The 23,086-nt window shown below is 32.5% G+C and carries 17 protein-coding genes; 9 read left to right on the forward strand and 8 right to left on the reverse strand.

Annotation, left to right across the window (positions count from 1 at the left end; translation table 11 throughout):
* The first annotated feature begins 80 nt into the window (after nucleotides 1-80).
* A complete protein-coding gene (locus tag ASE21_RS08945) occupies nucleotides 81-773 on the forward strand; it encodes a zinc metallopeptidase (RefSeq protein ID WP_057122244.1) in 693 nt (230 codons plus the stop codon).
* A gap of 100 nt (nucleotides 774-873) precedes the next feature.
* Here ASE21_RS08945 and ASE21_RS08950 read toward each other — a convergent pair whose 3' ends face one another.
* From ASE21_RS08950 to ASE21_RS08960, 3 genes are all read right to left on the reverse strand, one after another.
* The gene (locus ASE21_RS08950) at nucleotides 874-1,344 is read right to left on the reverse strand and encodes an Lrp/AsnC family transcriptional regulator (RefSeq protein WP_012022648.1); all 471 of its coding nucleotides are present in this window, start codon (nucleotides 1,342-1,344) and stop codon (nucleotides 874-876) included.
* 303 nt (nucleotides 1,345-1,647) lie between these two features.
* On the reverse strand, nucleotides 1,648-2,397 hold the full coding sequence (locus ASE21_RS08955) for a uroporphyrinogen-III synthase (RefSeq protein ID WP_057122245.1): 750 nt from the start codon (nucleotides 2,395-2,397) through the stop codon (nucleotides 1,648-1,650).
* A 14-nt stretch (nucleotides 2,398-2,411) separates the two neighbouring features.
* Nucleotides 2,412-3,080, reverse strand: a complete 669-nt coding sequence (locus tag ASE21_RS08960) for a DUF4271 domain-containing protein (RefSeq protein WP_057122246.1) — start codon at nucleotides 3,078-3,080, stop codon at nucleotides 2,412-2,414.
* Nucleotides 3,081-3,187: 107 nt separating this feature from the next.
* Between ASE21_RS08960 and ASE21_RS08965 the strand changes: the two genes are divergently transcribed.
* The 3 genes from ASE21_RS08965 to ASE21_RS08975 are packed head-to-tail and all read left to right on the forward strand — an operon-like array spanning nucleotide 3,188 to nucleotide 5,746.
* Nucleotides 3,188-3,913, forward strand: a complete 726-nt coding sequence (locus ASE21_RS08965; RefSeq protein WP_057122247.1) for a polyprenol monophosphomannose synthase — start codon at nucleotides 3,188-3,190, stop codon at nucleotides 3,911-3,913.
* 8 nt (nucleotides 3,914-3,921) lie between these two features.
* On the forward strand, nucleotides 3,922-5,262 hold the full coding sequence (locus ASE21_RS08970) for a dihydroorotase (RefSeq protein ID WP_057122248.1): 1,341 nt from the start codon (nucleotides 3,922-3,924) through the stop codon (nucleotides 5,260-5,262).
* Nucleotides 5,263-5,272: 10 nt separating this feature from the next.
* Nucleotides 5,273-5,746, forward strand: a complete 474-nt coding sequence (locus ASE21_RS08975) for a DUF4296 domain-containing protein (RefSeq protein WP_057122378.1) — start codon at nucleotides 5,273-5,275, stop codon at nucleotides 5,744-5,746.
* Between the two features lie 3 nt (nucleotides 5,747-5,749).
* On the opposite strand, the gene ASE21_RS08980 is transcribed toward ASE21_RS08975, so the two are convergent.
* Nucleotides 5,750-6,751 carry an NAD-dependent epimerase/dehydratase family protein gene (locus ASE21_RS08980; RefSeq protein WP_057122249.1) on the reverse strand — a complete coding sequence of 334 codons (1,002 nt, stop codon included), beginning with the start codon at nucleotides 6,749-6,751 and terminating at the stop codon, nucleotides 5,750-5,752.
* Nucleotides 6,752-6,969: 218 nt separating this feature from the next.
* Between ASE21_RS08980 and tyrS the strand changes: the two genes are divergently transcribed.
* Nucleotides 6,970-8,268: a tyrosine--tRNA ligase gene (tyrS, locus tag ASE21_RS08985; protein ID WP_057122250.1), complete on the forward strand. Its 1,299-nt coding sequence runs from the start codon at nucleotides 6,970-6,972 to the stop codon at nucleotides 8,266-8,268.
* A 34-nt stretch (nucleotides 8,269-8,302) separates the two neighbouring features.
* On the opposite strand, the gene ASE21_RS08990 is transcribed toward tyrS, so the two are convergent.
* A complete protein-coding gene (locus ASE21_RS08990; RefSeq protein WP_410503559.1) occupies nucleotides 8,303-9,301 on the reverse strand; it encodes an acyl transferase in 999 nt (332 codons plus the stop codon).
* A gap of 454 nt (nucleotides 9,302-9,755) precedes the next feature.
* On the opposite strand from ASE21_RS08990, the gene ASE21_RS08995 reads away from it, so the two are divergent.
* From ASE21_RS08995 to ASE21_RS09005, 3 genes are read left to right on the forward strand one after another with little or no spacing between them, the layout of a single operon-like run.
* Nucleotides 9,756-12,932, forward strand: a complete 3,177-nt coding sequence (locus ASE21_RS08995; protein WP_128414674.1) for a hypothetical protein — start codon at nucleotides 9,756-9,758, stop codon at nucleotides 12,930-12,932.
* 7 nt (nucleotides 12,933-12,939) lie between these two features.
* Nucleotides 12,940-16,476, forward strand: a complete 3,537-nt coding sequence (locus tag ASE21_RS09000) for a DUF6443 domain-containing protein (RefSeq protein WP_165871932.1) — start codon at nucleotides 12,940-12,942, stop codon at nucleotides 16,474-16,476.
* Nucleotides 16,473-16,922: a hypothetical protein gene (locus ASE21_RS09005; protein WP_057122254.1), complete on the forward strand. Its 450-nt coding sequence runs from the start codon at nucleotides 16,473-16,475 to the stop codon at nucleotides 16,920-16,922. Before ASE21_RS09000 ends, ASE21_RS09005 begins: the two co-directional genes overlap by 4 nt.
* A 479-nt stretch (nucleotides 16,923-17,401) precedes the next feature.
* On the opposite strand, the gene ASE21_RS09010 is transcribed toward ASE21_RS09005, so the two are convergent.
* The 3 genes from ASE21_RS09010 to ASE21_RS09020 all read right to left on the reverse strand — a co-directional run bounded on the left by ASE21_RS09010 (nucleotide 17,402) and on the right by ASE21_RS09020 (nucleotide 22,057).
* Nucleotides 17,402-17,740 (reverse strand): T9SS type A sorting domain-containing protein, encoded by a 339-nt coding sequence (locus ASE21_RS09010; protein ID WP_057122379.1) that lies wholly within the window; start codon nucleotides 17,738-17,740, stop codon nucleotides 17,402-17,404.
* A gap of 204 nt (nucleotides 17,741-17,944) precedes the next feature.
* Entirely contained in the window at nucleotides 17,945-19,078 is a 1,134-nt protein-coding gene (locus ASE21_RS09015; RefSeq protein WP_057122255.1) for a hypothetical protein, read from the reverse strand.
* Nucleotides 19,079-19,282: 204 nt separating this feature from the next.
* Nucleotides 19,283-22,057 carry a TonB-dependent receptor gene (locus ASE21_RS09020; RefSeq protein ID WP_057122256.1) on the reverse strand — a complete coding sequence of 925 codons (2,775 nt, stop codon included), beginning with the start codon at nucleotides 22,055-22,057 and terminating at the stop codon, nucleotides 19,283-19,285.
* A gap of 233 nt (nucleotides 22,058-22,290) precedes the next feature.
* On the opposite strand from ASE21_RS09020, the gene ASE21_RS09025 reads away from it, so the two are divergent.
* Entirely contained in the window at nucleotides 22,291-22,974 is a 684-nt protein-coding gene (locus ASE21_RS09025; protein WP_012022635.1) for a response regulator transcription factor, read from the forward strand.
* Nucleotides 22,975-23,086 lie beyond the last annotated feature (112 nt).

Raw genomic sequence — 23,086 nt, forward strand, 5'->3', positions numbered from 1 at the left:
AAATGACATTTTGTTAAAATGGTTCATAATTTGATGTTTGTTTCGTAAATTTAATTTACAATCAAAAAAAGATAAAAATTATGGGAGGTGGATATTTAATACTTGCCGGAGCTATTATGTTATTTAGCTGGATGGTAAGTGCAAAACTCAAAAGTAAATTCGAATTATATTCTAAACTGCAATTACGAAACGGAATGAGCGGTGCAGAAATCGCTGAAAAAATGCTTGCAGATAACGGAATTACCGACGTTCGTGTAATCTCTACTCCGGGCCAGTTAACAGATCATTACAATCCGTCAGATAAAACAGTAAACTTAAGCGAAGCGGTTTACAATCATCGAAATGCCGCGGCGGCTGCAGTTGCTGCGCACGAATGTGGTCACGCAGTTCAGCACTCGGTTGGATATCAGTGGTTAACAATGCGATCTGCATTAGTGCCGGTTGTTAGTGTGGCATCAAATTTTGTGCAATGGATTTTATTAGCGGGAATTTTGATGATTAAGGTTTTTCCACCTTTGTTGTTGATAGGAATTGTTCTTTTTGCTGCGACAACATTGTTTTCAGTCATAACCCTTCCTGTAGAATATGATGCGAGTAATAGAGCTTTGGCCTGGTTAGAAAACAAACATATGCTGACTCAGGAAGAGCAGGCAGGTGCAAAAGATGCATTAAAATGGGCTGCAAGAACGTATGTAGTGGCTGCTTTAGGATCGATTGCTACGTTACTGTATTATATTTCCATTTATGCAGGAAGTAATAATAGGAGAGATTAATTCTTAAATTTGTTAGATAATTTATAACAAAACCCGACAGGATTTAAAACTGTCGGGTTTTTTTATGCTTGAAAACACCCATTAAACCAAGGTTTCTTTTTTAAAGCTGAATCTGCCTGTCAATCTGCTGATCTAGAGAAATGAAAGTTTCTGTTCTTGAAACTCCTTCAATAGCCTGGATTTTGGTATTTAAGAGCTGCATTAAATGTTCGTTGTCGCGGCAGATTATTTTTATCAGAACTGACCAGTTTCCCGTGGTGTAATGACATTCTAAAACTTCAGGGATTTTTCTTAATTCTTTTACAGCTTCAGAATTTCGCGAAGCTTTATCAAGGTAAACTCCAATAAATGCCATAGTATTATACCCTAAAACTTTGGGATTTACAGTAAATTTCGATCCCGAAATTACACCCGATTGTTCCAGTTTTTTTAATCGTTGATGAATTGCGGCTCCTGAAATGCCTATTTTATTAGCAATTTGTAAAATAGGTTTTCGGGCATCGTCCATAAGATACCGAAGGATTTCTTTGTCGATTCCGTCAATTTCGATTAAAAGGGAGTTGATTTTCATAACTTATAATTTGAAACTATTTAGCAGTAATTTGGTTTTGAATAGAAATCAAATGTAGTTAAAAAAATAAAATTCCAATATTTAAAATTTTAAATTCCAAACATAGCCCAAGATTTCAATCTTGAGAGAATTGAGAATTTGGAAATTGGAATTTAAAAATTTGGAATTTAATCCAAAATATAGCCCAAGGTTTTAACCTTGCGTAATAGAGCCAATGAAGTTAATGTAGAGATAAAAAAAATCCAAATCCCAAAGGATTAGTTTTGGAATTTGGATTTTTAAAAATTGTATATTTTAGGAAATTTATTTCCCTTTGTTTGCTTCTGCAATATATTTTTCTAAAGCCATTGTCATCGAAGGAGTTTCAGGAGTTGGAGCAAGAATATCGATTCTTAAACCATGATCTAAAGCTTCTTTTTGAGTTGTGCTTCCAAATACAGCAATTCTGGTATCATTTTGTTTAAAATCCGGGAAATTTTTAAATAAAGATTTAATTCCTGTTGGACTAAAAAACGCTAAAACATCATAATAAACATCAGCAAGATCAGACAAGTCGCTCATTACAGTTTTGTAAAAAATAGCTTGAGCCCAGTCTACTTTAAGGCTGTTTAATGTTACCGGAGCATCGGCATTTAATTGATCAGATGCAGGAAGCAGGAATTTCTCGTCTTTGTATTTTTTGATAAGAGGAGATAAATCTGCAAAATCTTTTGCTCCAACGTAAATTTTACGTTTTCTGTACACAACATACTTTTGAAGATAAAAGGCTACTGCTTCAGATTGACAAAAATATTTCAATCCTTCAGGAACTTTGTAACGCATTTCATCAGCCACTCTAAAAAAATGATCTACAGCATTTCTACTTGTTAAAATGATCGCAGTGTAATGATTAAGATCGATTTTTTGTAATCGAATCTCTTTTGCGCTAACCCCTTCCACATGAATAAATGGTCTGAAATCAATTTTAATTTTGTGTTTTTGTTGGAGCTCAAAGTAAGGAGAATTCTCCACTTTAGGTTCAGGCTGTGACACCAAAATTGTTTTCACTTTCATATTATAAACATTTTCTAAGCACTCCCTTTTGTTATCCAATAATAAAGAAAATAATAAGGCGCTATTTCAAGAGCGCAAAGATATAAAATAAAATAAAATAACTTACCGATTATTGCGTTTTGATATGTTTTAATTGAAATAAAATAAGAGTATAGGCTGATACACAGTGAAATACCTATCGTTGCTAGCGGAACAATCGTTGGAATATTGTCATAATAGAACAAAATTGCGTTGATTGGAAGGATTAAAACTCCAATATAAGTTCTGTAAGTAACTTTTTGCAAATTAAAAAGCTCTACAAAGTCGTCGATATTAAATGCAGCTGCAACAATTTTCTCCACTAAATATTTTGCCAGAATAAAATAAAGTAAGAAAGTTGCGATTTGAATAAACAAAACATAATCGGTTTTTGATGCTTTATCATAAATGTTCATCGTCAGCAGAATAAAAAATGCAAACGAAATAACCTGCACAAAAAACAACCCAACTGTAAAACTGCTTTTCATGTGGCTGTTGTCGCGGTAAATTTTAGCATACTTATCAGAAAAAATAAGCTTACTAAATTCTGAAAAACGAGTTTCATAAGCAGATTTTGTCATGGCAACAACAGCAAAGGTCAGGACAAATAAAGCCGTTGCCCAGTCTTTGTTTTCGATAATTCGTGGATGAAGGTGTTCAATCATAGCGTCACAAAATTAGTAATTTTTTGTATCAATAGTTTTATTATGTATTTATTATGAACCAAATGCTATAAAAAGTTTACTTTTGCGGTGAAATTACCGAGAAAAAAATGAATGATAGTATTGTCATAATTCCTACTTATAACGAAATTGAAAACATAGAAAGTATAGTAAGAGCTGTACTTTCGCAACATAAACCTTTTCATCTTTTAATAATCGACGATAATTCTCCGGACCATACCGCTGAAAAAGTAACCGCTTTGCAGGAAGAATATCCGGGACGATTATTTCTTGAAAAAAGAGCCAAAAAAGCCGGTTTAGGAACCGCTTATGTTCATGGTTTTAAATGGGCATTAGAACGTAAATATGATTTTATCTTTGAAATGGATGCCGACTTTTCGCATAACCCAAATGATCTTGAAAAGTTGTACGATGCCTGCCATTTCGGCGGAGCTGATTTAGCTATTGGCTCACGTTATGTAACAGGCGTAAATGTGGTGAACTGGCCTTTAAGCCGGGTTTTAATGTCGTATTTTGCATCTGTATATGTAAAGTTTATTACCGGAATGAAAATTCATGATGCTACTGCAGGATTTGTTTGTTACAAAAAAGAAGTTTTAGAGAAAATTAATCTCAATAAAATAAAATTTGTTGGATATGCGTTTCAAATCGAAATGAAGTACAGGACTTATTGTGCTAAATTTGAAATAAAAGAAGTGCCGATTATTTTTACAGACAGAACAAAAGGAGTTTCAAAAATGAGTAATGCTATTATAAAGGAAGCAATTCTTGGTGTAATTTCTCTACGATTAAAAAAATTAGTCAATACATTATAAAATAGAACATGAACAGGATTTTAATAAAAAATGCCAAAATTGTAAACGAAGGATCTATTTTTGACGGAGATGTTTTGATCGAAAATGATCTTATTGTTGAAGTTGCAGACAGTATCAGCCTAAAAACATCTGACTGCATAGTTATAGATGCCGAAGGAAATTATTTAATGCCGGGTGCGATTGACGATCAGGTACATTTTAGAGAGCCGGGATTAACGCATAAAGGCGATATCGAATCGGAGTCAAGATCTGCTGTTGCGGGAGGAATTACTTCTTTTATTGAACAGCCAAACACGGTTCCAAATGCGGTAACCCAGGAAATATTAGAAGATAAATATCAAATTGCTGCTGAAAAATCATTTGCGAATTATTCGTTTATGATGGGCGCAACCAATGATAATCTGGAAGAAGTTTTAAAAACCAATCCGAAAAATGTTGCCGGAATCAAGATTTTCTTAGGTTCTTCAACGGGAAATATGCTGGTAGATAATGAAGCAGTTTTAGAAAGAATTTTTTCAAGTACACCCATGTTAATTGCAGTACACTGTGAAGATGAAACTACCATTCAGAACAATTTAGCAGAATTCAAAGCAAAATATGGTGAAGATATTCCGGTAACGGCTCATAACTTAATCAGAAGTGCTGAGGCTTGTTATCTTTCTTCTTCAAAAGCTGTAGCTCTGGCGAAAAAAACTGGAGCAAGACTTCATATTTTTCACCTTTCGACAGCAAAAGAAATGGAATTGTTCACGAATAAAATTCCATTAGAAGATAAAAAAATTACCGCTGAGGTTTGTGTGCATCATCTTTGGTTTACGGATGAAGATTATAAAACGAAAGGAAATTTCATTAAATGGAATCCTGCGGTAAAAACGGAACACGACAGAGCCGAACTTTGGAAAGCTTTAAACGACGGCCGAATTGACGTTATTGCGACAGATCACGCGCCGCATACTAAAGAAGAAAAACAACAATCTTATTTAAAAGCGCCATCTGGAGGTCCGCTGGTACAGCATGCAGTTGTTGCCATGTTTGAAGCGCATCATCAGGGGAAAATCAGCGTTGAGAAAATTGTAGAAAAAATGTGCCATAATCCGGCAAAGATTTTCAAAATTGAAAAAAGAGGATTTATTAAAGAAGGTTATTTTGCCGATTTAGTAATCGTAAATCCAAGCCTGCCATGGAGTGTCAATGCAGATAATATTTTGTATAAATGCGGCTGGTCTCCATTTGAAAATACAACTTTCAGATCGAGAATTACGCATACTTTTGTAAACGGAGAACTGGTTTACAATAACTTTAAAGTAAAAGATATCCGTGCCGGAAAACGTTTATTGTTTGACAGATAAAAAAGCTGAAATGAAGAATTGTTTACTAATACTATTGGTTTTGTTTCTTTCTGTAAGCTGCAAAAAGGAAGTTGTAAAACAGCCTGCAAAACTTATTGAGAAAGACAAAATGATTGATATTATGTATGATTTGTCTCTCCTGGAAGCAATGAAATATCAGCATACAGAATTGCTGGATTCTACAGAAACAAATCCGACAAAGTTTATCCTGCAAAAATATAAAGTTGACAGTCTGCAGTTTGCACAAAACAATATGTATTATGCTTCAGATTATGAAAACTACAAAGACATGTTTGATGAAGTTGACAAACGACTTAAAAAAGTAGAAAGAGCAACAGATTCTATTGTTAAAATTGAAGACAAAAAAGCAGCAAAAGAAGCGAAAAACAAAGCAAAAGAAACTCCAAAGGATTCTGTTAAAAAGCCTTCAAAACAAATAAATATCGATTCTATAAGACAACAAATGAGAAAGCCGGGTAGATAGGTTTTATAATTTTGAAATGTCTTTTATGTATTGATGTACATCTAAAAAAACCGTTCCCAGAGCGGTTTTTATTTTTTCATTAGAATACAGATTCTTAGAATAAGAAGCTTTTGCGGTGGCTTTTGTAATTGTCCTTTTTTGAAAAAATAAAGTTGAAAATATGGCGTCGGCAATCCAAAGGAAATTCATTAAAAGCGGTTTTGCGTGAAGATGTGGTTTTTTAACTTTCAATGCTTCGGCAATTGTGTCCAGAATATCTTTGAAAACTACATTGTCTGCAATTAAGGTAAAGCGTTCATTTTTGATATCGCTTTTCATTAATTGATAAGTGATTTTTACAACATCATCAATGGTAATAAATCCGGTACTTCCAAGTGTGTAGAATGAAAGACCTTTGGCCACTTTTACATATAATTCCGCACTTCCCTGTTGTTTGCTTTTTGTTCTCGGAATCGGGCCTAGAATTACACCCGGATTTACTATAATAACGTCTAAACCTTCCTGATGTGCGCGCCAGACTTCCATTTCGGCACCATATTTAGAAATAGCATAATCGCTGTGGGGTTTTTCAGGATTCCAGTCGGTTTCTTCTGTAATATAAGTTTCATGAGCGGCCAAATCTCCGAGTGCCGCAATCGAGCTTACGAAGCAGAATTTTTTTATTTGTCTGGCAATAGAAAAGTTAACCATATTGGCTGTTCCTTCGATATTGGTTTTTCGAAGTGCTTCTTCATCCTTTGGGTCAAAAGAAATTAAAGCGGCGCAGTGATATACATAATCAACATCTGCGAAAGCAATTTCGAGAGAAGGAACATCTAAAATATCGGCTTCAAGCCATTCTATTTTTTCAAATAAATCAGCTTTTTGATACAATTCAAAAACCGATTTTGCTTTTTGAATGTTGCTATCAGTTCGGTAAACAGCCCGAACATTTTCTCCATTTTCTACTAAATGAAGTAATAAATGTGAGCCCACCAAACCTGTTCCGCCAGTTACTAATACCATTTTGTAAAGATAAGTTTTTGATTGGAAGGTGCAAAGGGACAAAGGCTCAAAGTTGAAGGTTTTGCCGCGAATTACACGAATTGCACTAATTTTTTTCCGAATTTATTAAGTTATAATTGGTGTAATTCACGGCCGGGACTTTGTCTTTATTGTCTTTGTTGCAGAACATTTTTTTATTGCAGTCGACAATCCTTATATTTGCGCAAAATATTTTAAAAATGAAGAATCTAGTTGAAGAATTAAAGTGGCGCGGTTTATACCATGATAGCATGCCAGGAACGGAAGAACAATTGCTAAAAGAGGTAACGGCGGCATATATTGGTTTTGATCCAACAGCAGATTCGCTGCATATTGGCAGTATGGTTCAGATTATTTTATTGGTTCATTTAAAGAATTTCGGTCATCAGCCAATTGCTCTTGTGGGCGGTGCGACCGGAATGATTGGTGATCCGTCCGGAAAATCTGATGAAAGAAATTTGCTGAACGAAGAAACTTTGGCTAAAAACGTTGCCGGAATCAAAAGTGTTCTGTCTCGTTTCTTAGACTTTAATTCAAAAGAACCAAATGCTCCGGTTATGGTAAATAACTATGACTGGATGAAAGAATTCTCGTTTATTGATTTTGCCCGTGAAGTTGGAAAACGAATCACGGTAAATTATATGATGGCGAAGGATTCTGTTAAAAAGCGATTAAACGGAGAAATAGGTGAAGGAATGTCTTTTACCGAATTTACCTATCAATTAATTCAGGGATACGATTTTTATCATTTATATAAAAACAATAACTGCGTTTTGCAAATGGGAGGTTCTGACCAATGGGGAAATATCACCACGGGAACAGAATTAGTGCGCAGAATGGGAGGAGAAAGTGCAAAAGCTTTTGCCTTGACAACACCATTAATTACAAAAGCAGACGGATCAAAATTTGGAAAATCTGAAGGAGGAAACGTTTGGCTGGATGCTGATAAAACTTCTGTTTACAAATTTTACCAGTTTTGGGTAAATGCTACAGATGCAGACGCAGAAAAATATATTAAAATCTTTACTTTCTTAGATAGAGAAACAATTGACGGTTTAATTGCAGAACATCAGGCGGCACCGCATTTAAGAATTCTGCAGAAGAAACTGGCAGAAGAGATTACTGTTTTTGTTCACAGCAGAGAAGAATTGGAAAAAGCAATTCAGGCTTCAAATATTTTATTCGGAAATTCTACTGCAGAAGATTTGAAACAATTAGATGAGGCGACTTTCTTAGAAGTTTTTGACGGAGTTCCGCAAGCTGAAATCGCAAAAGCTGACTTAGAAAACGGATTGGATATTGTTACGGTTTTAAATGAAAAAACAGGTTTCTTTAAATCTAACGGAGAAGCAAGAAGAGCGTTAACAGCAAATTCAATTTCTGTAAACAGAGAAAAAATCAAAGAAGATTTTGTTTTGACTGCAAATGACTTAATCAACAATCAGTTTGTGCTGTTACAAAGTGGAAAGAAAAACTATTTTGTAATAAGAGTAGTTTAATTGTATTTTCCGATTAAATGAATCAACAATTAAACTATAAAACCATCAAATTACAGCCACGAATATCAGAATTATCAAAACGTCCCAATACCTCAAAAGAGTTGTTGGGATTTTTTTTGCCTAAATCCTGTGTTGCGATAAAAGAGCAGGAATTAATATTTGCCAAATCGATAACATTTATACCGCCTGTTTTTCCATTGTTCACGTAAGTAAGAGCATCTTCCGGATCACGAACTAAAATATGCATCCACGACGGACATTCAAAAACACCTTCGCCAAGAGAATAAGCTTGCGCTAAAAGTTCGGTCATTCCGTATTCTGAATGAATAGAAGAAACACCAAAACCTTTGCAGAGTATTTCATGAAGTTCTTCGCGAATCATTTCCTTGCGTTTTCCTTTCATTCCTCCGGTTTCCATAATAATGGTATTTTGAAGATTGAATTGATGTTTTTCAATCAAATCTAATAAGGCATACGTAACGCCAATTAAAATCACATTTTGACCAGATTCATCAAGTTCTGTAAGTTTCTTAATTAAGTCATCGTGATTGTGTAAATAAAACCCGCTTTCAGGCTGATCCGATAGCTTTATCAGATCTTCAACCATGTAGATAAGCGAAGATCCCTCTCGTTCGAGATAAGATGGCAAAAGAGCTAAAACAACATAATCTTCGATATTGCCATAAAATTCAGAAAACCCTTTGCGGTAACTTTCCTTATATAGGGAAATATCGGTCACTAAATGGCGACTGGTAATCATTCCGGTTGTACCGCTGCTGGTAAAAGTGACCTGAACAGGATCATTGTGTGATACAACGTCATGACTTTTGAAAAACTGAATAGGCAAAAACGGAATTTGCTGTAGTGATTTTACCTGCTGTACATCCGTCTTCAAGAAATCACAAAAATCACGATATACGGCATTATTCGCGTATTGATAGCGAAAGACTTTTAATGCTGTTTTTTCAAATTGTTTATGGCTTGAAATCGTAAATATATCGCTGGCTGTAATCAAAACTTGTTTTTTGTGCAAAGATATTGTTTTTCGGTTGATAGTTTGTAGTTTTTGACTGCTGGGTTCAATATTTCCGAGTAGTTAGGAATTTGATTAAAATTAAAAGCCTTAAACAAATGCAATAGTGAATAATTGAATATTTCTAAATAAAAATATATGTTTTGATGTTTCTAAACCTCTCTAATAAATTATTTTCCTAAACTCTGTAAAGTATTGTTTTTTAATCAATATCCTGTTATTTCTGTTGTAGGATGAGTTGATGTAGATGATTTTCAAAATATTTAAAAATCAACATGTTTGTTTGTTTTGTCTTTTAAGTATTTGTTAAATTATTAGTTATTAACGTAATAATATTAATTATAAGTTAATATTCAATAACAAAATATAAGCATCTTTTTTCTTCTATTTATCAGAAATTAACTCTAAAATAAAATTTAACCATTTGTTTATTATGAAAAAAAAAATATGTTTTATGCTGCTGTTTATCAATTGTATGGCTTATTCGCAGTTGACATACAAAGAACCGCTAGTCGAAAGTATTCATTCACCAAATGCTACAGAGCTGGGTAAATATGGTGATATCCCTGTTAGTTTTTACACAGGAGAAACCAATATTTCAATTCCAATTTATCAAATAAATGAAGGAGGAATTCCGCTTGATATTAACATGCAGTATAATAGCTCTGGTGTTTTAGTAAACTCAGTTCCGGGCTGGGTAGGTCAGAATTGGAGCCTAAATGCAGGTGGTATTATAACTCGTAGTGTAAAAGGATTTAGAGCCGATGAGTTTGATATAACAAAAGGAGAAAATTTAAATACAGTAACGGAAAATTATGCAATTCATTTTAATTGGTTAACCGGTACAGGATCGCAGGGTTACTGGCCTTGGGCGATCCAAGGATATAAAAATGCATCGAATGTTTTAAATAATACAATATGGGATTCAGCTTCTAATTTATCAACTATAAATTCAAACTCAAATTATGCTGCTACTTCTGGACAAAATGGTGAATCTGCTAAGCTGCTATATCCGGATTTAGAGCCGGATATTTTTACATTTAACTTTATGGGGCATACTGGAAAATTCTTTCTTGGACAGGATGGGCAATGGAAAGTACAGTCTTCAAGTAATCTTAAAGTAATCTGCAGTTTTCCAAATGATTTGATTATGCCTTTATCTACACCTCCAAACAGTGGAACAGGTGCAACCTACCATGAATTTCCAAGAATTATCAATACAATTACTCTTTTAGATGAAGATGGTAATAAATTCTATTTTGGTGGACCAGGTGCTACAGAATTAACATTTCCAAATTTTGTTAATCAGCATGATACACCTGTAGTTTCAAGTGCATGGTATTTAGCTTATGTGACTGATAAATTTGGTAACATTATTTATAGATTCGATTATGAAAGACAATATTATGCAGCTCATTTTTATTTAAATTATGGGGTAATTAATGGTTTTCCTGAATCTGAAAATTACTCTCCAACAATTTCTCCAGATAATACTAATAATTGTGATAGTCGTACTATAAAAGGAGTAGGACAATTGATACTTCCTGTTTACCTTAAGAAGATAACGATGCCCAGATCTGGAAGTATTATAGAATTTAATTCGTCCATTTCTAATGCAATGAAATTTAAGCAGGACGATAATCCATTATTTCCCCTTAATAGTTTATATAACACTACTAACGATATGTTGAATTTTGAGCCTCTATATTTTTCGGGAAGATTGTCAGATTTTACGACTTTAAATCCCGAAGCAAATAATGGATATCCAAGTAATGATGTTGCACTTTCTTCATTAAAATGGAAAAAACTTGACAATATTGTTGTAAAAGATAAAAGCTCTTCACAAGTTTACAATTTTACATTTGATTATGAAAATCAGCCAGACAGGAGGTTGTTTTTAAAAAGTATGGTTCTAAATACTGATAAAAAATATTCATTTGAATATTATTATAATAATTTATTACCAAACTTTATGTCAAGTGCAATTGATCATTTAGGCTACTATAATGGACATCGCTTTAATTTTACTTGCAGTTCTTATGCGTATACATTCTGGAGAAATTATAAGACAGAAAGAGAAACTCATCCAGATTATGTTAAATATGGATCTCTAACTAAAATCACTTATCCAACAGGAGGAGTTTCTGAATTTGAATTTGAACCACATACCTATTCAAAGGCAATAGATAAAAATGGTACTCTTTTAAGTGTTGCCAGTGATGGTATTATTGGTGGGTTAAGAATAAAGAAGATTACTAATAAGGATGGGAAAGGCAACTCATATATAAAAGAATATTTATATAAGAATGATATAAGTGCAACTAGGTCAAGTGGAAATTTATTATTTTCTCCAACATATTTTGTTGAGGGAATACATTATAATGGAACATCAGCTGCAGAAGTTTGTAAAGAAATAAATATTAACCCAACCATTAGGTTAACAAATTTGTCAGGGAATACAATTGAATATGAAACTGTTATTGAAAAAGAAACGAATTCTGTTAATGCAACAAATTCTATAGGATATACAATTTATAAATATTCTAATTATTCACAATTTCCTGATTTACCTGCAAATTGCTCGATTCCTGATAATAAGTTTAAATATCCAAGAACTGACAAAGGTATTGAAAGAGGAAAGCTATTAGAAAAATCTATATATGATAATACTAATATATTAAAAGCAAAAAATACTTATCTATATCAGGCAAATCAAAATTTAAAAGTTAATGCCATAGCGGGTAAATATAGAGGAGGCAGTGTTTATGAATTGTCTCCGTATCAAATTTTTTATACAGATAAATATCTTACTGACGAAAAAGAAGAAATATTTAGTTCTAGTGGTTCCACATCTAAAATTAAGAAGCATACCTATAAAAGATATCCTGATGTATCCGGGACAATTATAAATGGAGGTGACTTGTATAAAAATACAGATTATGAGCTATACAATGTATCTGGTGGAATAGCGAGTGGAATTTTAACAACATATAAATATCCATTTGATTATACTGATGCTATAAATACAAATATGTATAATAATAGAATAATTCCGTCTATCTACGAAAAAAACGAACTAATTACAGGAGATCCTTCTGAACCAAATGATAGTACAATTTTATCTGAACAACAAACTGTTTATACGGAAATTAGTGGATGGTATGATATTATTCAAGTTCCACAATCTGTACTATATAAAAAAGGCAACAGCAGTTTCGAGACGAAATTTAGATATTTAAAATACAGTTATGATGGAAACCTTCAAGAATATAAAATTGAAAATGGTGCTCCAAATTGTATTATTTGGGGGTATAATGAGACAAAGCCTATAGCTAAAATTGAGAACGCAACTTATGCGAGTATCACTTTAAGTCTAATTACTGCCGCACAGACTGCATCAAATACTGGAACCGAAGCAGACTTACTTATAGCATTAACAAATTTGCGAAATGCATTGCCAAGCGCAATGGTAACTACTTATACATATATTCCGCTTGTGGGAGTAAGTACAATTACTGATTCTAAAGGGGATAAAAATACATATGCCTATGATAGTTCCGGTAGATTACGATTTGTTAAAGATGCACAAGGTAATTTATTGTCAGAGAACCAATATCACTATAAAAACTAATCTTACAATGAAGAAAATAAATTACTACATAGCCATTTTATTGTTTTTTATAATTACAACATCACAGTCACAAACTATTTATAATCCAGTTTTATTTAGTAATGAAAATTATATTTTCACACGTAGTTTTCAAGTACCTATGACAACAATTTCAGGAATTGTTAATAATAGCGATGTTACTGAGAATATTACTTATTTTGATGGTTTAGGAAGACCAATACAAAAAATAGATATAAAGGCCTCGCCAAGTATGAAAGATGTTATAACACATATAAGTTATGACGAGTTTGGCAGAAAGTTTAGAGATTATCTTCCGTATATGGATACTTCTAGCAGTCTAGCTTCTTATAGAATAGCTGCTGAAACAAACACAAATGCTTATTATATATCAAATTTTTCTTCAGATGTCAATAGCACCAGTCCAAACCCTTTTTCTCAAAAAGTATTTGAATCTTCTCCTTTAAATAGAACTCTGCAACAAGGTGCTCCGGGTAAAGATTGGGCATTAGGTTCAGGACATGAAATAAAAACTGATTATCAGACTAATATTTCAAATGAGGTAAAATATTATGTTGTGACTACTGTACTTGATCCATCCGGAATTTATGTTCCAACTCTTACAAATCCTTCTAATTATGATCCTGGACAACTTATAAAAACAATAAATAAAGATGAAAACTGGACGAGCGGAAATAATAACACAACTGAAGAATTTAAAGATAATCGTGGTAATATAATTCTTAAGAGATCATATAATGCTGCAGTTGCGCATGACACTTATTATATTTATGATATATTTGGAAATTTAACCTATGTGCTGCCTCCTAAAGCTAATGGTGCAATTACTACTGCTGTTTTAAATGATTTGTGTTATCAATACCGTTATGACTCACGTAATCGTATTGCAGAAAAAAAGTTGCCTGGTAAAGATTGGGAATATATAATTTATGATAAACTGGACAGGCTAATCTTAACGCAAGATGCTAATTTAAGAGCCGTTAATAAGTGGATGTTTACTAAATACGATGCATTTAATAGAACCGTATATACAGGTGAGTATGTAAACGCAACGCAAACAACAAGAGCAGCTGTGCAGACATTGGCTGATGCTGGTACTACTATTTTAGAGAGCAAACTAACAACAGCTTTAACAATTAATGGTACAGTTGTAAATTATACAAACAATGCTTTTCCAATTTCGGGAATCGATTTGCTTACTATAAATTATTATGATGATTATCTAAATATAAATTTAGAAGGAGGAGCATCTGTAATGTCATACGGTGTTACTCCAATAACTAATGCTAAAGGGTTGACTACATGTACTAAAGTTCGTGTTCTAGGTACTTCAAATTGGATTACAACAGCTAACTATTATGATTCAAAAGGAAGATCTATTTACTATTATAATAAAAATAATTATTTGAATACAGTGAATACTGTAAAATATCAACTAGATTTTGGAGGAAATGTATTAGAAACGACCACTACACATCTAAGAACTGGTATTGTTCCAACTGTTTCAATTCAGATTCTAGATGTTTTTACTTATGACCATGCTGGAAGATTACTTACTCAAAAACAAACAATTAATAACCAACAACCAGAATTAATTGTAAGTAATACTTATGATAATTTAGGACAGTTGATAAGTAAAGGAGTTGGGGGAAAAATAGGGCAATCACGTTTGCAAAGTGTTGATTATAGCTATAATATTCGAGGTTGGCTTAAAAATATTAATGATGTTTCGTTAATGGGCACTGATTTATTTGCACTTAAAATAAATTATAATACACCAACCTCTGGAAGTGGGCTGTTTAATGGAAACATTAGTCAAACTCAATGGAAGACTACTAATGAAGATTCAAGTTTAAAAAGTTATCTATATACGTATGACTCTTTAAATAGATTAACTTTAGCTAGTGATGTTTCTGCTAATAATCCAGGAAGGTATAATGAAAGTTTAAGCTATGATAAGAACGGAAATATTACCAACCTAGCAAGATTAGGTAATACTAATGTTGCCGCTACAACATTTGGTAATATGGATATTCTAACTTATACATATGATAGTGGTAATAGACTCACAAAAGTTGAGGATGCTGGGAGTGTAGAAGGGTTTAGTAATGGATCTAATATAGCAACAGAATATACATATGATAATAACGGTAATATGAAAACAGATGCGAATAAAGGGATAACTTCTATTTTGTATAACTATTTAGATTTGCCAATTAAATTAACTTTTGCTTCAGGGACAATTGACTATATCTACGATGCAGCTGGCATAAAACAACGTAAAATTGTAACTGGAGGTAAAATAACTGATTATGCAGATAGTTTTATATATGAGGATAATATTCTGCAATTTTTTTCACAGTCGGAGGGGTATGTAGCCAATAATTCTGGAATTTTTAATTATATTTATCAATATGAAGATCATCTTGGAAATGTACGTTTAAGTTTTGACCAAAATCTAAATGTAATTGAAGAAAATAATTATTATCCTTTTGGTCTAAAACAAAAAGGATATAATATTATAACTAATTCAGGCGGTAATTCCACAGCTCAAAAATACAAATATAACAGTAAAGAGTGGCAGGATGATAATATTGGTGCACAACAATTAAATTTATATGATTATGGAGCTAGAAATTATGATCCAGCTTTAGGTCGTTGGATGAATATTGATCCTTTGATAGAATTAATGAGAGATAATTCAACATATGGTTTTGCATTTAATAACCCAATATATTTTGAGGACTATGATGGGTTAATTCCCATACCCCAAATAGTTAAGTCGATGAGAATTTCAAGTAGTTTCGGACTAAGAATGCATCCAATAAAACATACATGGAAAGGTCATGCAGGTATAGATTTAACGGCTGGTACTGGAAATGATGTTAAATCTGCTGCTATAGGTACTATAGCAAAAGTAGGATGGGATCCAGATGGTTATGGGAAATATATTGTCGTTAAACATATTAATGGATATTATACTTTGTATGCACATCTAAGCAAAGTTAATGATGGAATAAAAATAGGGGAATCAGTTGGGAATGGAGAATCAATAGGGAAGTCTGGCAGTACTGGTGGCAGTACTGGTCCACATTTGCATTTTGAAATTATCAATGCACAATCTTTGGCAGAAGTTTTTAATAAAGCTAATAAAATTGATCCAAATACCATTTATGATTTAAATGATAAACTTTATCCAAAAAAATCTAGTATATTTAATTTTAGTTTCGATAGCCCTTCTTTTAACTTCTCTGACATTATGGATTTAGAAATACCGAGTGTTTCAATACCCAATATTGGTACTTCGTCATCTTCGTCATCTTCATCTTCAAAACCAACATCAAAACTTACTTCGGTAAGTTCTATTAGTCCAGCATCTGTAGCAACTCCAGCATCAGGTTCACCAACAACAACTGCTACAGTTAGATCATCAACAAGTTCGCCTGCAGGTACAGCCACAAATTCAAGTTCTAAATCTAGTGCAGGCTTACCAATAAATAATTTTAAAAAATCACCACTTCTATGAGAATTCTAAAAATTTTAATTATTGTCTTTTTTGTATCAAGTTGTACAAAAAATAAAGCTGACTTAAATCAATTTCAAAAATCACAAAAAGTAATTGAGCAAAAATCTTCGGAAGATTTTGATTCTTTTTTTAAATCCTTTTCTTTAGATAAGAATTTTAGACTTATGCATATTAAATTTCCTCTTAAGGGATTTAATTCTGATGAAAGTGAATTTGATTCACTAAATAAACCATATTTATGGAAAAAAGAAGATTGGATTTTTTATTCAGAAGAAGATTTCAAAACGGGGAAAACAAAAGATGAAGTAAAAACAGATAAAATAAAAAAAGATTCTTTGATAATTTATAGAATTTTTAAGGAAAATTCAGGATACGATATTCAATACACTTTTAAAAAAATAGACAATAAATGGAATCTTATATATTATTCATATAAAAATTTTTAAATATTGAATTATTATTTTAATCTTTATAATAGTCAAGTTTTGAGAATAAAACACATTAGTTATAATAAATAAAAAAAATCGATATTGAATTATGAAGATTAGAAAAGTATCAATTCGTTGTTGATAAGTAATTTTGTAACTTATTTAATAAGGCAAAAAGAAAACCACTCATTTATGAAGTGGTTTTTTTTTTGTTAAGGTTGAAATTAAGATATTTCGGATGGAAAATTTACTCTTTAGATAAAAATAAATAAGAAAATCTTTCTAAATGCGATAGTAAATCTGATTAGCTTTTAGTGCCTTATGAAAAGTCTTTCATTGAAATAAAAAATATTCGTAGCTTTTTACTTTGTGAGAATTCACTAATTGCTAATATTGAATCCCTTCTTTCTGAATGTCCTATTTTTGATTCTCTATAATTGATGTGGTTAAGAGATAAATATTTGCGCTAAAGTTTGTGTAAGAAAACTTTCTATTACTTATCGAATAATTAATTTTCGTGTAGAAGAAGCGTTTTGCTCACTGATCTTAATAATATACACACCCGGAACTAAATCTGCAACGTTAAGTTCTTTTGAAGATAGATGAGCCTGCAGGACTCTTTTTCCCAGAATATCGAAAACGATAACTTCTTTTTCTAAATCATTTTTAGAAGAAATATACACTTTTCCGCTGGTAACCGGGTTAGGGTACAAGCTTAGTCCCTCAATACCCGCAGCGTCCTGAGTTTTTGGTAATTGTTTACTGTCTTGTGCCGAGACACTTACAGTAAAGAAAAAAGCCAATAAGAATGTAATATAAAAGTAGTTTTTTGCCATCGCATTTATTTGTGTAAGTAAATATACAAAAAAAATTACAAAAACCACACCAAAAAAAAACATCCTAAATTATTAGGATGTTTTTAACATTTTGCGTTCGAAGGTATTATAGCCAAATATACTTTAACTAATACATATAGATTAAAATGAAAAAGGCTGTTTGAAATTTTTCAAACAGCCTTTTTCATTTTGTAAGACCTTGGATTATTTAGTCCAGTTTGCCCAAGTTGGTAATTCAGCACCAGCACCAGCACCTAGAGCACCAGTGGTTGTTCCTGATAATTTTGGACCTGTAAAATCAGTTACAGAGGCTCCAAAGGTATAGTTTGCGATTGTGAAGTTACCAGCGGCGATATTTGCAACTGCACCAGCATCTGTAGATAATTTAGCAAGAGCAGCAGGCATTCCGTCAGCAACATATAAGTTTGTGTAAGCTTGTTTTCCACCACCTTCTTTGTAGTTGATTGCTTTCTCATCAGCTAAGAAAGTAGCGCCACCTTTAACGATAGAAACATTAACAATTTTAGCATTTGTCATTGGAGTAGCGCCACTTGGATCTTTTGCATTAGTAGATCCTTCAACACCAGCTTTAGTAACACCTTTAATATAAACATTAGTAGCAGTACCTTGCCATCCATCAGCAAAATCTAATGAATCATCATAAGAGTTAATGATCGTTAAGTTAGATGCGTTTACAGCTCCTCCAAAGAATTCAATTCCGTCATCACCACTTTCGAAAGTGTAGATATCAGATACTACAGTTCCTGAACCTACTCCGAAGAAAGAAACTCCATTGTATTCTTTTTCAGATGTATATTTAGAACCTGTATAAGAAATTTTCAAGAAGTTGATGTTTCCAGAAGAATCTGCATTGTCATTACCTCCATAGCTTAAACCACCTACTTCAGATGTACCATTATCTCCAGTGTTTACTTTAGCATTACCAGCGATAATTAGTCCACCCCAGTCACTTTGAGCTGGATTTGCTTTTCCAGATGTCATGATTACTGGCTTAGCAGCTGTACCATTGATGTTGATTTTTGCATTTCTTTCTACAGCGATATATAAAGAAGTTGCTTCTGCTGTAGCTGAACTTTTGATTACTGTTCCAGCAGGAATAACTAAAGTAGCTCCACCTTTAACAACTAAGCCTCCAGTTAAAGTGTAAGTTTGAGTTGGGTCTAAAGTAACAACACCATCATTGATGTTACCTTTTAAATCGTCAACTTTTAAAACGAAGCTACTTTTATTGTCATCGCTTTTGTTGTTGTCATCAGAACTACAGCTTGTTAAAGCAAGTCCGAATATTGCAGCCATTGCAAATAATGATTTTTTCATTGTTGTTGTGTTTTATTGTTTTATTTATTCAAGGCAAAGTAAATGAATGTATGTTTTTGCTGAGTTAAGACGGTATTAATAATACATTAAGTATAAGAAGTAAAACATAGATTGTCTTAATATAAAATTTACATTGAAAGATGATCAATAAAAAAGGTGATTAGCATTGACTAATCACCTTTTAAGATTGTTAAATTGATTTTTTTAGAATGTATAGTTTAATGTAAGTCTAAGATCTGAACCTGCTTTATATGATGTTACTATTATATCACCAACAGCTTCTTTTCCTGGTACTTTCCCTTGCTCTTGTACACGCTCGAAAGTTGGATTCAGGATATTGTTATAGATAAAACCTAACTTCAGGTTTTTAGTTAAACTTGTGTTGAAAATAAAATCTAACTTGTTTACAGCTTTATCAACCATGTTTCCAACTCTTGAAGTTCCTATTACAGCAAGTTTATCTGAGAAATAAGAGTAAGATAAAGTAGCTGAAAGATCTCTGCTGTTTGAGAATTCATTCAAGAATGATAAGTTGGCATTTGCTAAGAAATTAGAGGCTCCGGATAATTTACTGTCGGTAAATGTAAAGTTTGCTCCAAAATCATTTTCATTGTTTACTTTATCGTTGCTTAGATCTTGGTTTGTGTATAAGTATGATCCGTTTGCATCAAAAGAAAGTTTTGTCTTTAAGTTGTCATTTTTTTCAATTTCAAAAATGTCTTTTCTAAATTCTAATTCTACTCCAGCTACTGTTGCTTTTTCTCCGGTATTTGCATAAGATATGTCATTTGAAGATGAATTAAGGAACATTTCGTTAATCGGATTTTGAATAATTTTTCCAAATGCAGTTACAGAAATTAATTCCCCTGCTTTTGGGAAAAATTCCCATCCTAAATCGAAGTTGTAATTTGTTGAAGCATATAACCTTGGATTTCCTTCGTATGCTTGTGCTACATCTTCATAAATAATTGGCACTTTTTCTTTAAACTGAGGAAGTGTGTAAGTTTTGCTCGCAGAGAATTTTAAATTCTGTTTGTCAGTTAATGTATATTTAGAAATTATGCTAGGTAAAATGTTGAACTTTGAATCGTCAGAATTATCACCGCCTGGGACTGTTGTAGTGATAAAGAAAACATTTTGATTTAATTGTTCTAGTCTGGCACCCAATATAATACTCAATCTTTCAGTTAAAGAATACTGAACATTTGCAAATGCAGCATTAATATCTAAATTTCCGTTGTAAATTTGGTTGATTCTATTTGAATAAGAAGAACCCCAATGTGCAGGATCTAAATAGTTATCTACATGATGAATATCTTCCTTAGGAAAAGAAATTGTAGTTCTGTTTGGGAAAAATGAATATTGTTCCATATCATAATTTACATCTTTGAATTTTCCTGAATAACCAACAGTTACTTTTCCTTTATAAGTATCATCGCTGCCTTTTTTAAAGTTATATGAAAGAGCAACATTTGCAGCAATTTCATTCTCTTTCAAGTTTTGAAAAAATCGGTGGTTATTGATGTTAGAATTCGTGAAGAATGTATAATCTATAGCATTTGGAGCATATACAAAAGAGTTTTGCATACGATCTGGAATTGCACTGTTAGATATACTATAGCCTACTCCCCAATTTAAATTCCACTGATCGTTGAATTTATTTTTTCCTGTTAATTGGTTTACAATTAACTGAGTTCTTTCAAAAGTTCCCCGTTTAATGAAACCTGTAATTTGTTGTTGTGCATCTCCACCACCGTCAAAATTCTGGTTTGTACCTTCGTATTCACTGTAATCCTGATCACTTGAATTTAAGAATAATGAGGTAAAGAAAATTGAGTTTTTGCTATTAATTTTATAGTCAGCAGTACCCATAACAGTTGTAGTAGTACTATGTTTATAAGCTTTTCTGTTAAAGTCAGAAAATATATCTCCGTCAGAAGTAATTCCTCCTCTACTGTAACCTTCAGTAAATTTGTTTTTTGCACTGAAAGACCCCGTGATAAATGTGCTGATTGAACTTTCGTCAGTTATATTAAATTTTCTTCCCCCTGATAATGTGTAGAAAGCATTTAATACATTTTTATTTTCCTGTCTATCCCAGCTTGTTGCATAGCTGTACGGTTGGAATGGGGCATCAGGAATTCCAACTTTTTTGAACCCTGTGTAAGTAGGTCCATCTTGCAGGTAAAAATGATCCTGTCCTAATACGTTTGTATTGGCACCTGTTCCAATAGAAAAACTTACGAATGGTTTTCCACTGAATCTTTTTGCGCTAATATCAATATTTGCTCCGCCAAAATCAGCATAGTTTTGAGATTCAAAAGTTTTACTAATTCCAATATTATCAACAATGTTTGTAGAGAAAATTTCTAAAAGAATATTTTTGTTTGCCGGATTGTTTGATGGTAAAGGAAGACCATTTAAAGTAGTTACGTTGTAACGATCTCCTAATCCTCTTACAAATACATTTCCAGAATCATCCTGCTTAGATACACCACTCACTTTCGCAACTGCGTTGGCAACGTCGTTTACACCTTTTCTGGTAATTTCCTCTGCACCAATAGCTGCTTTAAAAGCGACTGCATTTTTTTGATCTAATAACAATGCTGATTCTTTTTGCTTGCTTACAGGAGCAGCTTGTACAACAACATCCTTAAGAGTATAACTTCCAGATGAAAGCACTTGGTTAACTGTAACAGTTTCGCCTGCTTTTACAGCTACTGGAGCTTCTTTTGTTTCATATCCTAAAAAACTAAAAATTAAAGTATAGTTTCCGGGATTTACGTTCAACGAATATTTTCCGTCAACGTCTGTATTTACGCTAATGTTTGTACCTTTAATTAAAACATTTGCAAAAGGCAGCGGATCATTGTTCATTTCTTTGTCAGTTAGAACTCCAGAAATCGTACCTTTGTTTTGCGCGATCGAAATCGTACAGATAAATAATGCAATAAATAGAAATCTTAAATTGAATTTCATTAGTGTGTTGTGTTTAATTTATTTTTGTGCAAAGAAAGAACCGCCCTGTAAAGTTCATGTTACGCACTTGTTATGTTTTTGTGTTGTTAAGATTATCAAATTGTTACCAAATTAAATTACCGTTAACACCAATTTTTAAAGGTTCATTTGTTAGTATATTTACCCTGTGAAATAAAAAACATCGGATAAATAATTAAGAATATTTGATGTAAAAATCTCAATTTTTGCTATTTATGAAAAAAACACAAACTAAGATTTTATTAGTTGACGACGAACCGGATATCTTAGAAATCGTTGGCTATAACCTTGCTCAGGAAGGCTACCAGATTGTTACTGCTTCTAACGGAAAAGATGCTATAGCAAAGGCTCAGAAAGAACTGCCGGAATTAATTATCATGGACGTGATGATGGCAGAAATGGACGGAATGGAAGCTTGTGAGCACATCAGAAAAATTCCTGAGTTAAATAATGTTATCATAACATTTCTTACCGCAAGAAGCGAAGATTATTCGCAAGTAGCTGGTTTTGACGCAGGTGCTGATGACTATATTACAAAGCCAATTAAACCAAAATTATTAGTGTCTAAAGTGAAGGCTTTGTTAAGAAGGTTAAAAGAACAAGAAGTCGTTACAGATACTATAAATGTTGGCGGAATCGAGATTAACCGCGAAGAATATAAAATAATAAAAGGCAATGTTGAAATTGCTTTACCAAGAAAAGAATTCGAATTGTTTTATTTATTAGCTTCCAAACCAGGTAAAGTTTTCAAGAGAGATGAAATCCTTGATAAAGTTTGGGGTAATGAAGTTGTAGTTGGAGGAAGAACAATAGACGTTCATATTAGAAAACTGCGCGAAAAAATAGGAGAAGACCTTTTTAAAACCATAAAAGGTGTTGGTTATAAATTTGAAGTTTAAATTTTTAAGATACGGAGTTGCTAACAGACTAAGATTCTAAGTTGTAACTTTCGTAAAATTAAAGATTTAAATTGCTTTAAAATCTAATTTATCTTTGTCAAAGTTTTGAACT

The organism is Flavobacterium sp. Root901 (assembly GCF_001429765.1).
Taxonomy (GTDB): domain Bacteria; phylum Bacteroidota; class Bacteroidia; order Flavobacteriales; family Flavobacteriaceae; genus Flavobacterium.

Bases quoted from the DNA above. Each gene is read 5' to 3' on its own strand.
- ASE21_RS08975 (WP_057122378.1), top strand. From the start codon at position 5,273: ATGAAGAATTGTTTACTAATACTATTGGTTTTGTTTCTTTCTGTAAGC.
- ASE21_RS09000 (WP_165871932.1), top strand. From the start codon at position 12,940: ATGAAGAAAATAAATTACTACATAGCCATTTTATTGTTTTTTATAATT.
- ASE21_RS08995 (WP_128414674.1), top strand. From the start codon at position 9,756: ATGCTGCTGTTTATCAATTGTATGGCTTATTCGCAGTTGACATACAAA.
- ASE21_RS08965 (WP_057122247.1), top strand. From the start codon at position 3,188: ATGAATGATAGTATTGTCATAATTCCTACTTATAACGAAATTGAAAAC.
- ASE21_RS09025 (WP_012022635.1), top strand. From the start codon at position 22,291: ATGAAAAAAACACAAACTAAGATTTTATTAGTTGACGACGAACCGGAT.
- ASE21_RS09020 (WP_057122256.1), bottom strand. From the start codon at position 22,057: ATGAAATTCAATTTAAGATTTCTATTTATTGCATTATTTATCTGTACG.
- ASE21_RS08950 (WP_012022648.1), bottom strand. From the start codon at position 1,344: ATGAAAATCAACTCCCTTTTAATCGAAATTGACGGAATCGACAAAGAA.
- ASE21_RS08970 (WP_057122248.1), top strand. From the start codon at position 3,922: ATGAACAGGATTTTAATAAAAAATGCCAAAATTGTAAACGAAGGATCT.
- ASE21_RS08980 (WP_057122249.1), bottom strand. From the start codon at position 6,751: ATGGTATTAGTAACTGGCGGAACAGGTTTGGTGGGCTCACATTTATTA.
- ASE21_RS08945 (WP_057122244.1), top strand. From the start codon at position 81: ATGGGAGGTGGATATTTAATACTTGCCGGAGCTATTATGTTATTTAGC.
- ASE21_RS08955 (WP_057122245.1), bottom strand. From the start codon at position 2,397: ATGAAAGTGAAAACAATTTTGGTGTCACAGCCTGAACCTAAAGTGGAG.
- ASE21_RS09010 (WP_057122379.1), bottom strand. From the start codon at position 17,740: ATGGCAAAAAACTACTTTTATATTACATTCTTATTGGCTTTTTTCTTT.
- ASE21_RS09005 (WP_057122254.1), top strand. From the start codon at position 16,473: ATGAGAATTCTAAAAATTTTAATTATTGTCTTTTTTGTATCAAGTTGT.
- ASE21_RS09015 (WP_057122255.1), bottom strand. From the start codon at position 19,078: ATGAAAAAATCATTATTTGCAATGGCTGCAATATTCGGACTTGCTTTA.
- ASE21_RS08960 (WP_057122246.1), bottom strand. From the start codon at position 3,080: ATGATTGAACACCTTCATCCACGAATTATCGAAAACAAAGACTGGGCA.
- tyrS (WP_057122250.1), top strand. From the start codon at position 6,970: ATGAAGAATCTAGTTGAAGAATTAAAGTGGCGCGGTTTATACCATGAT.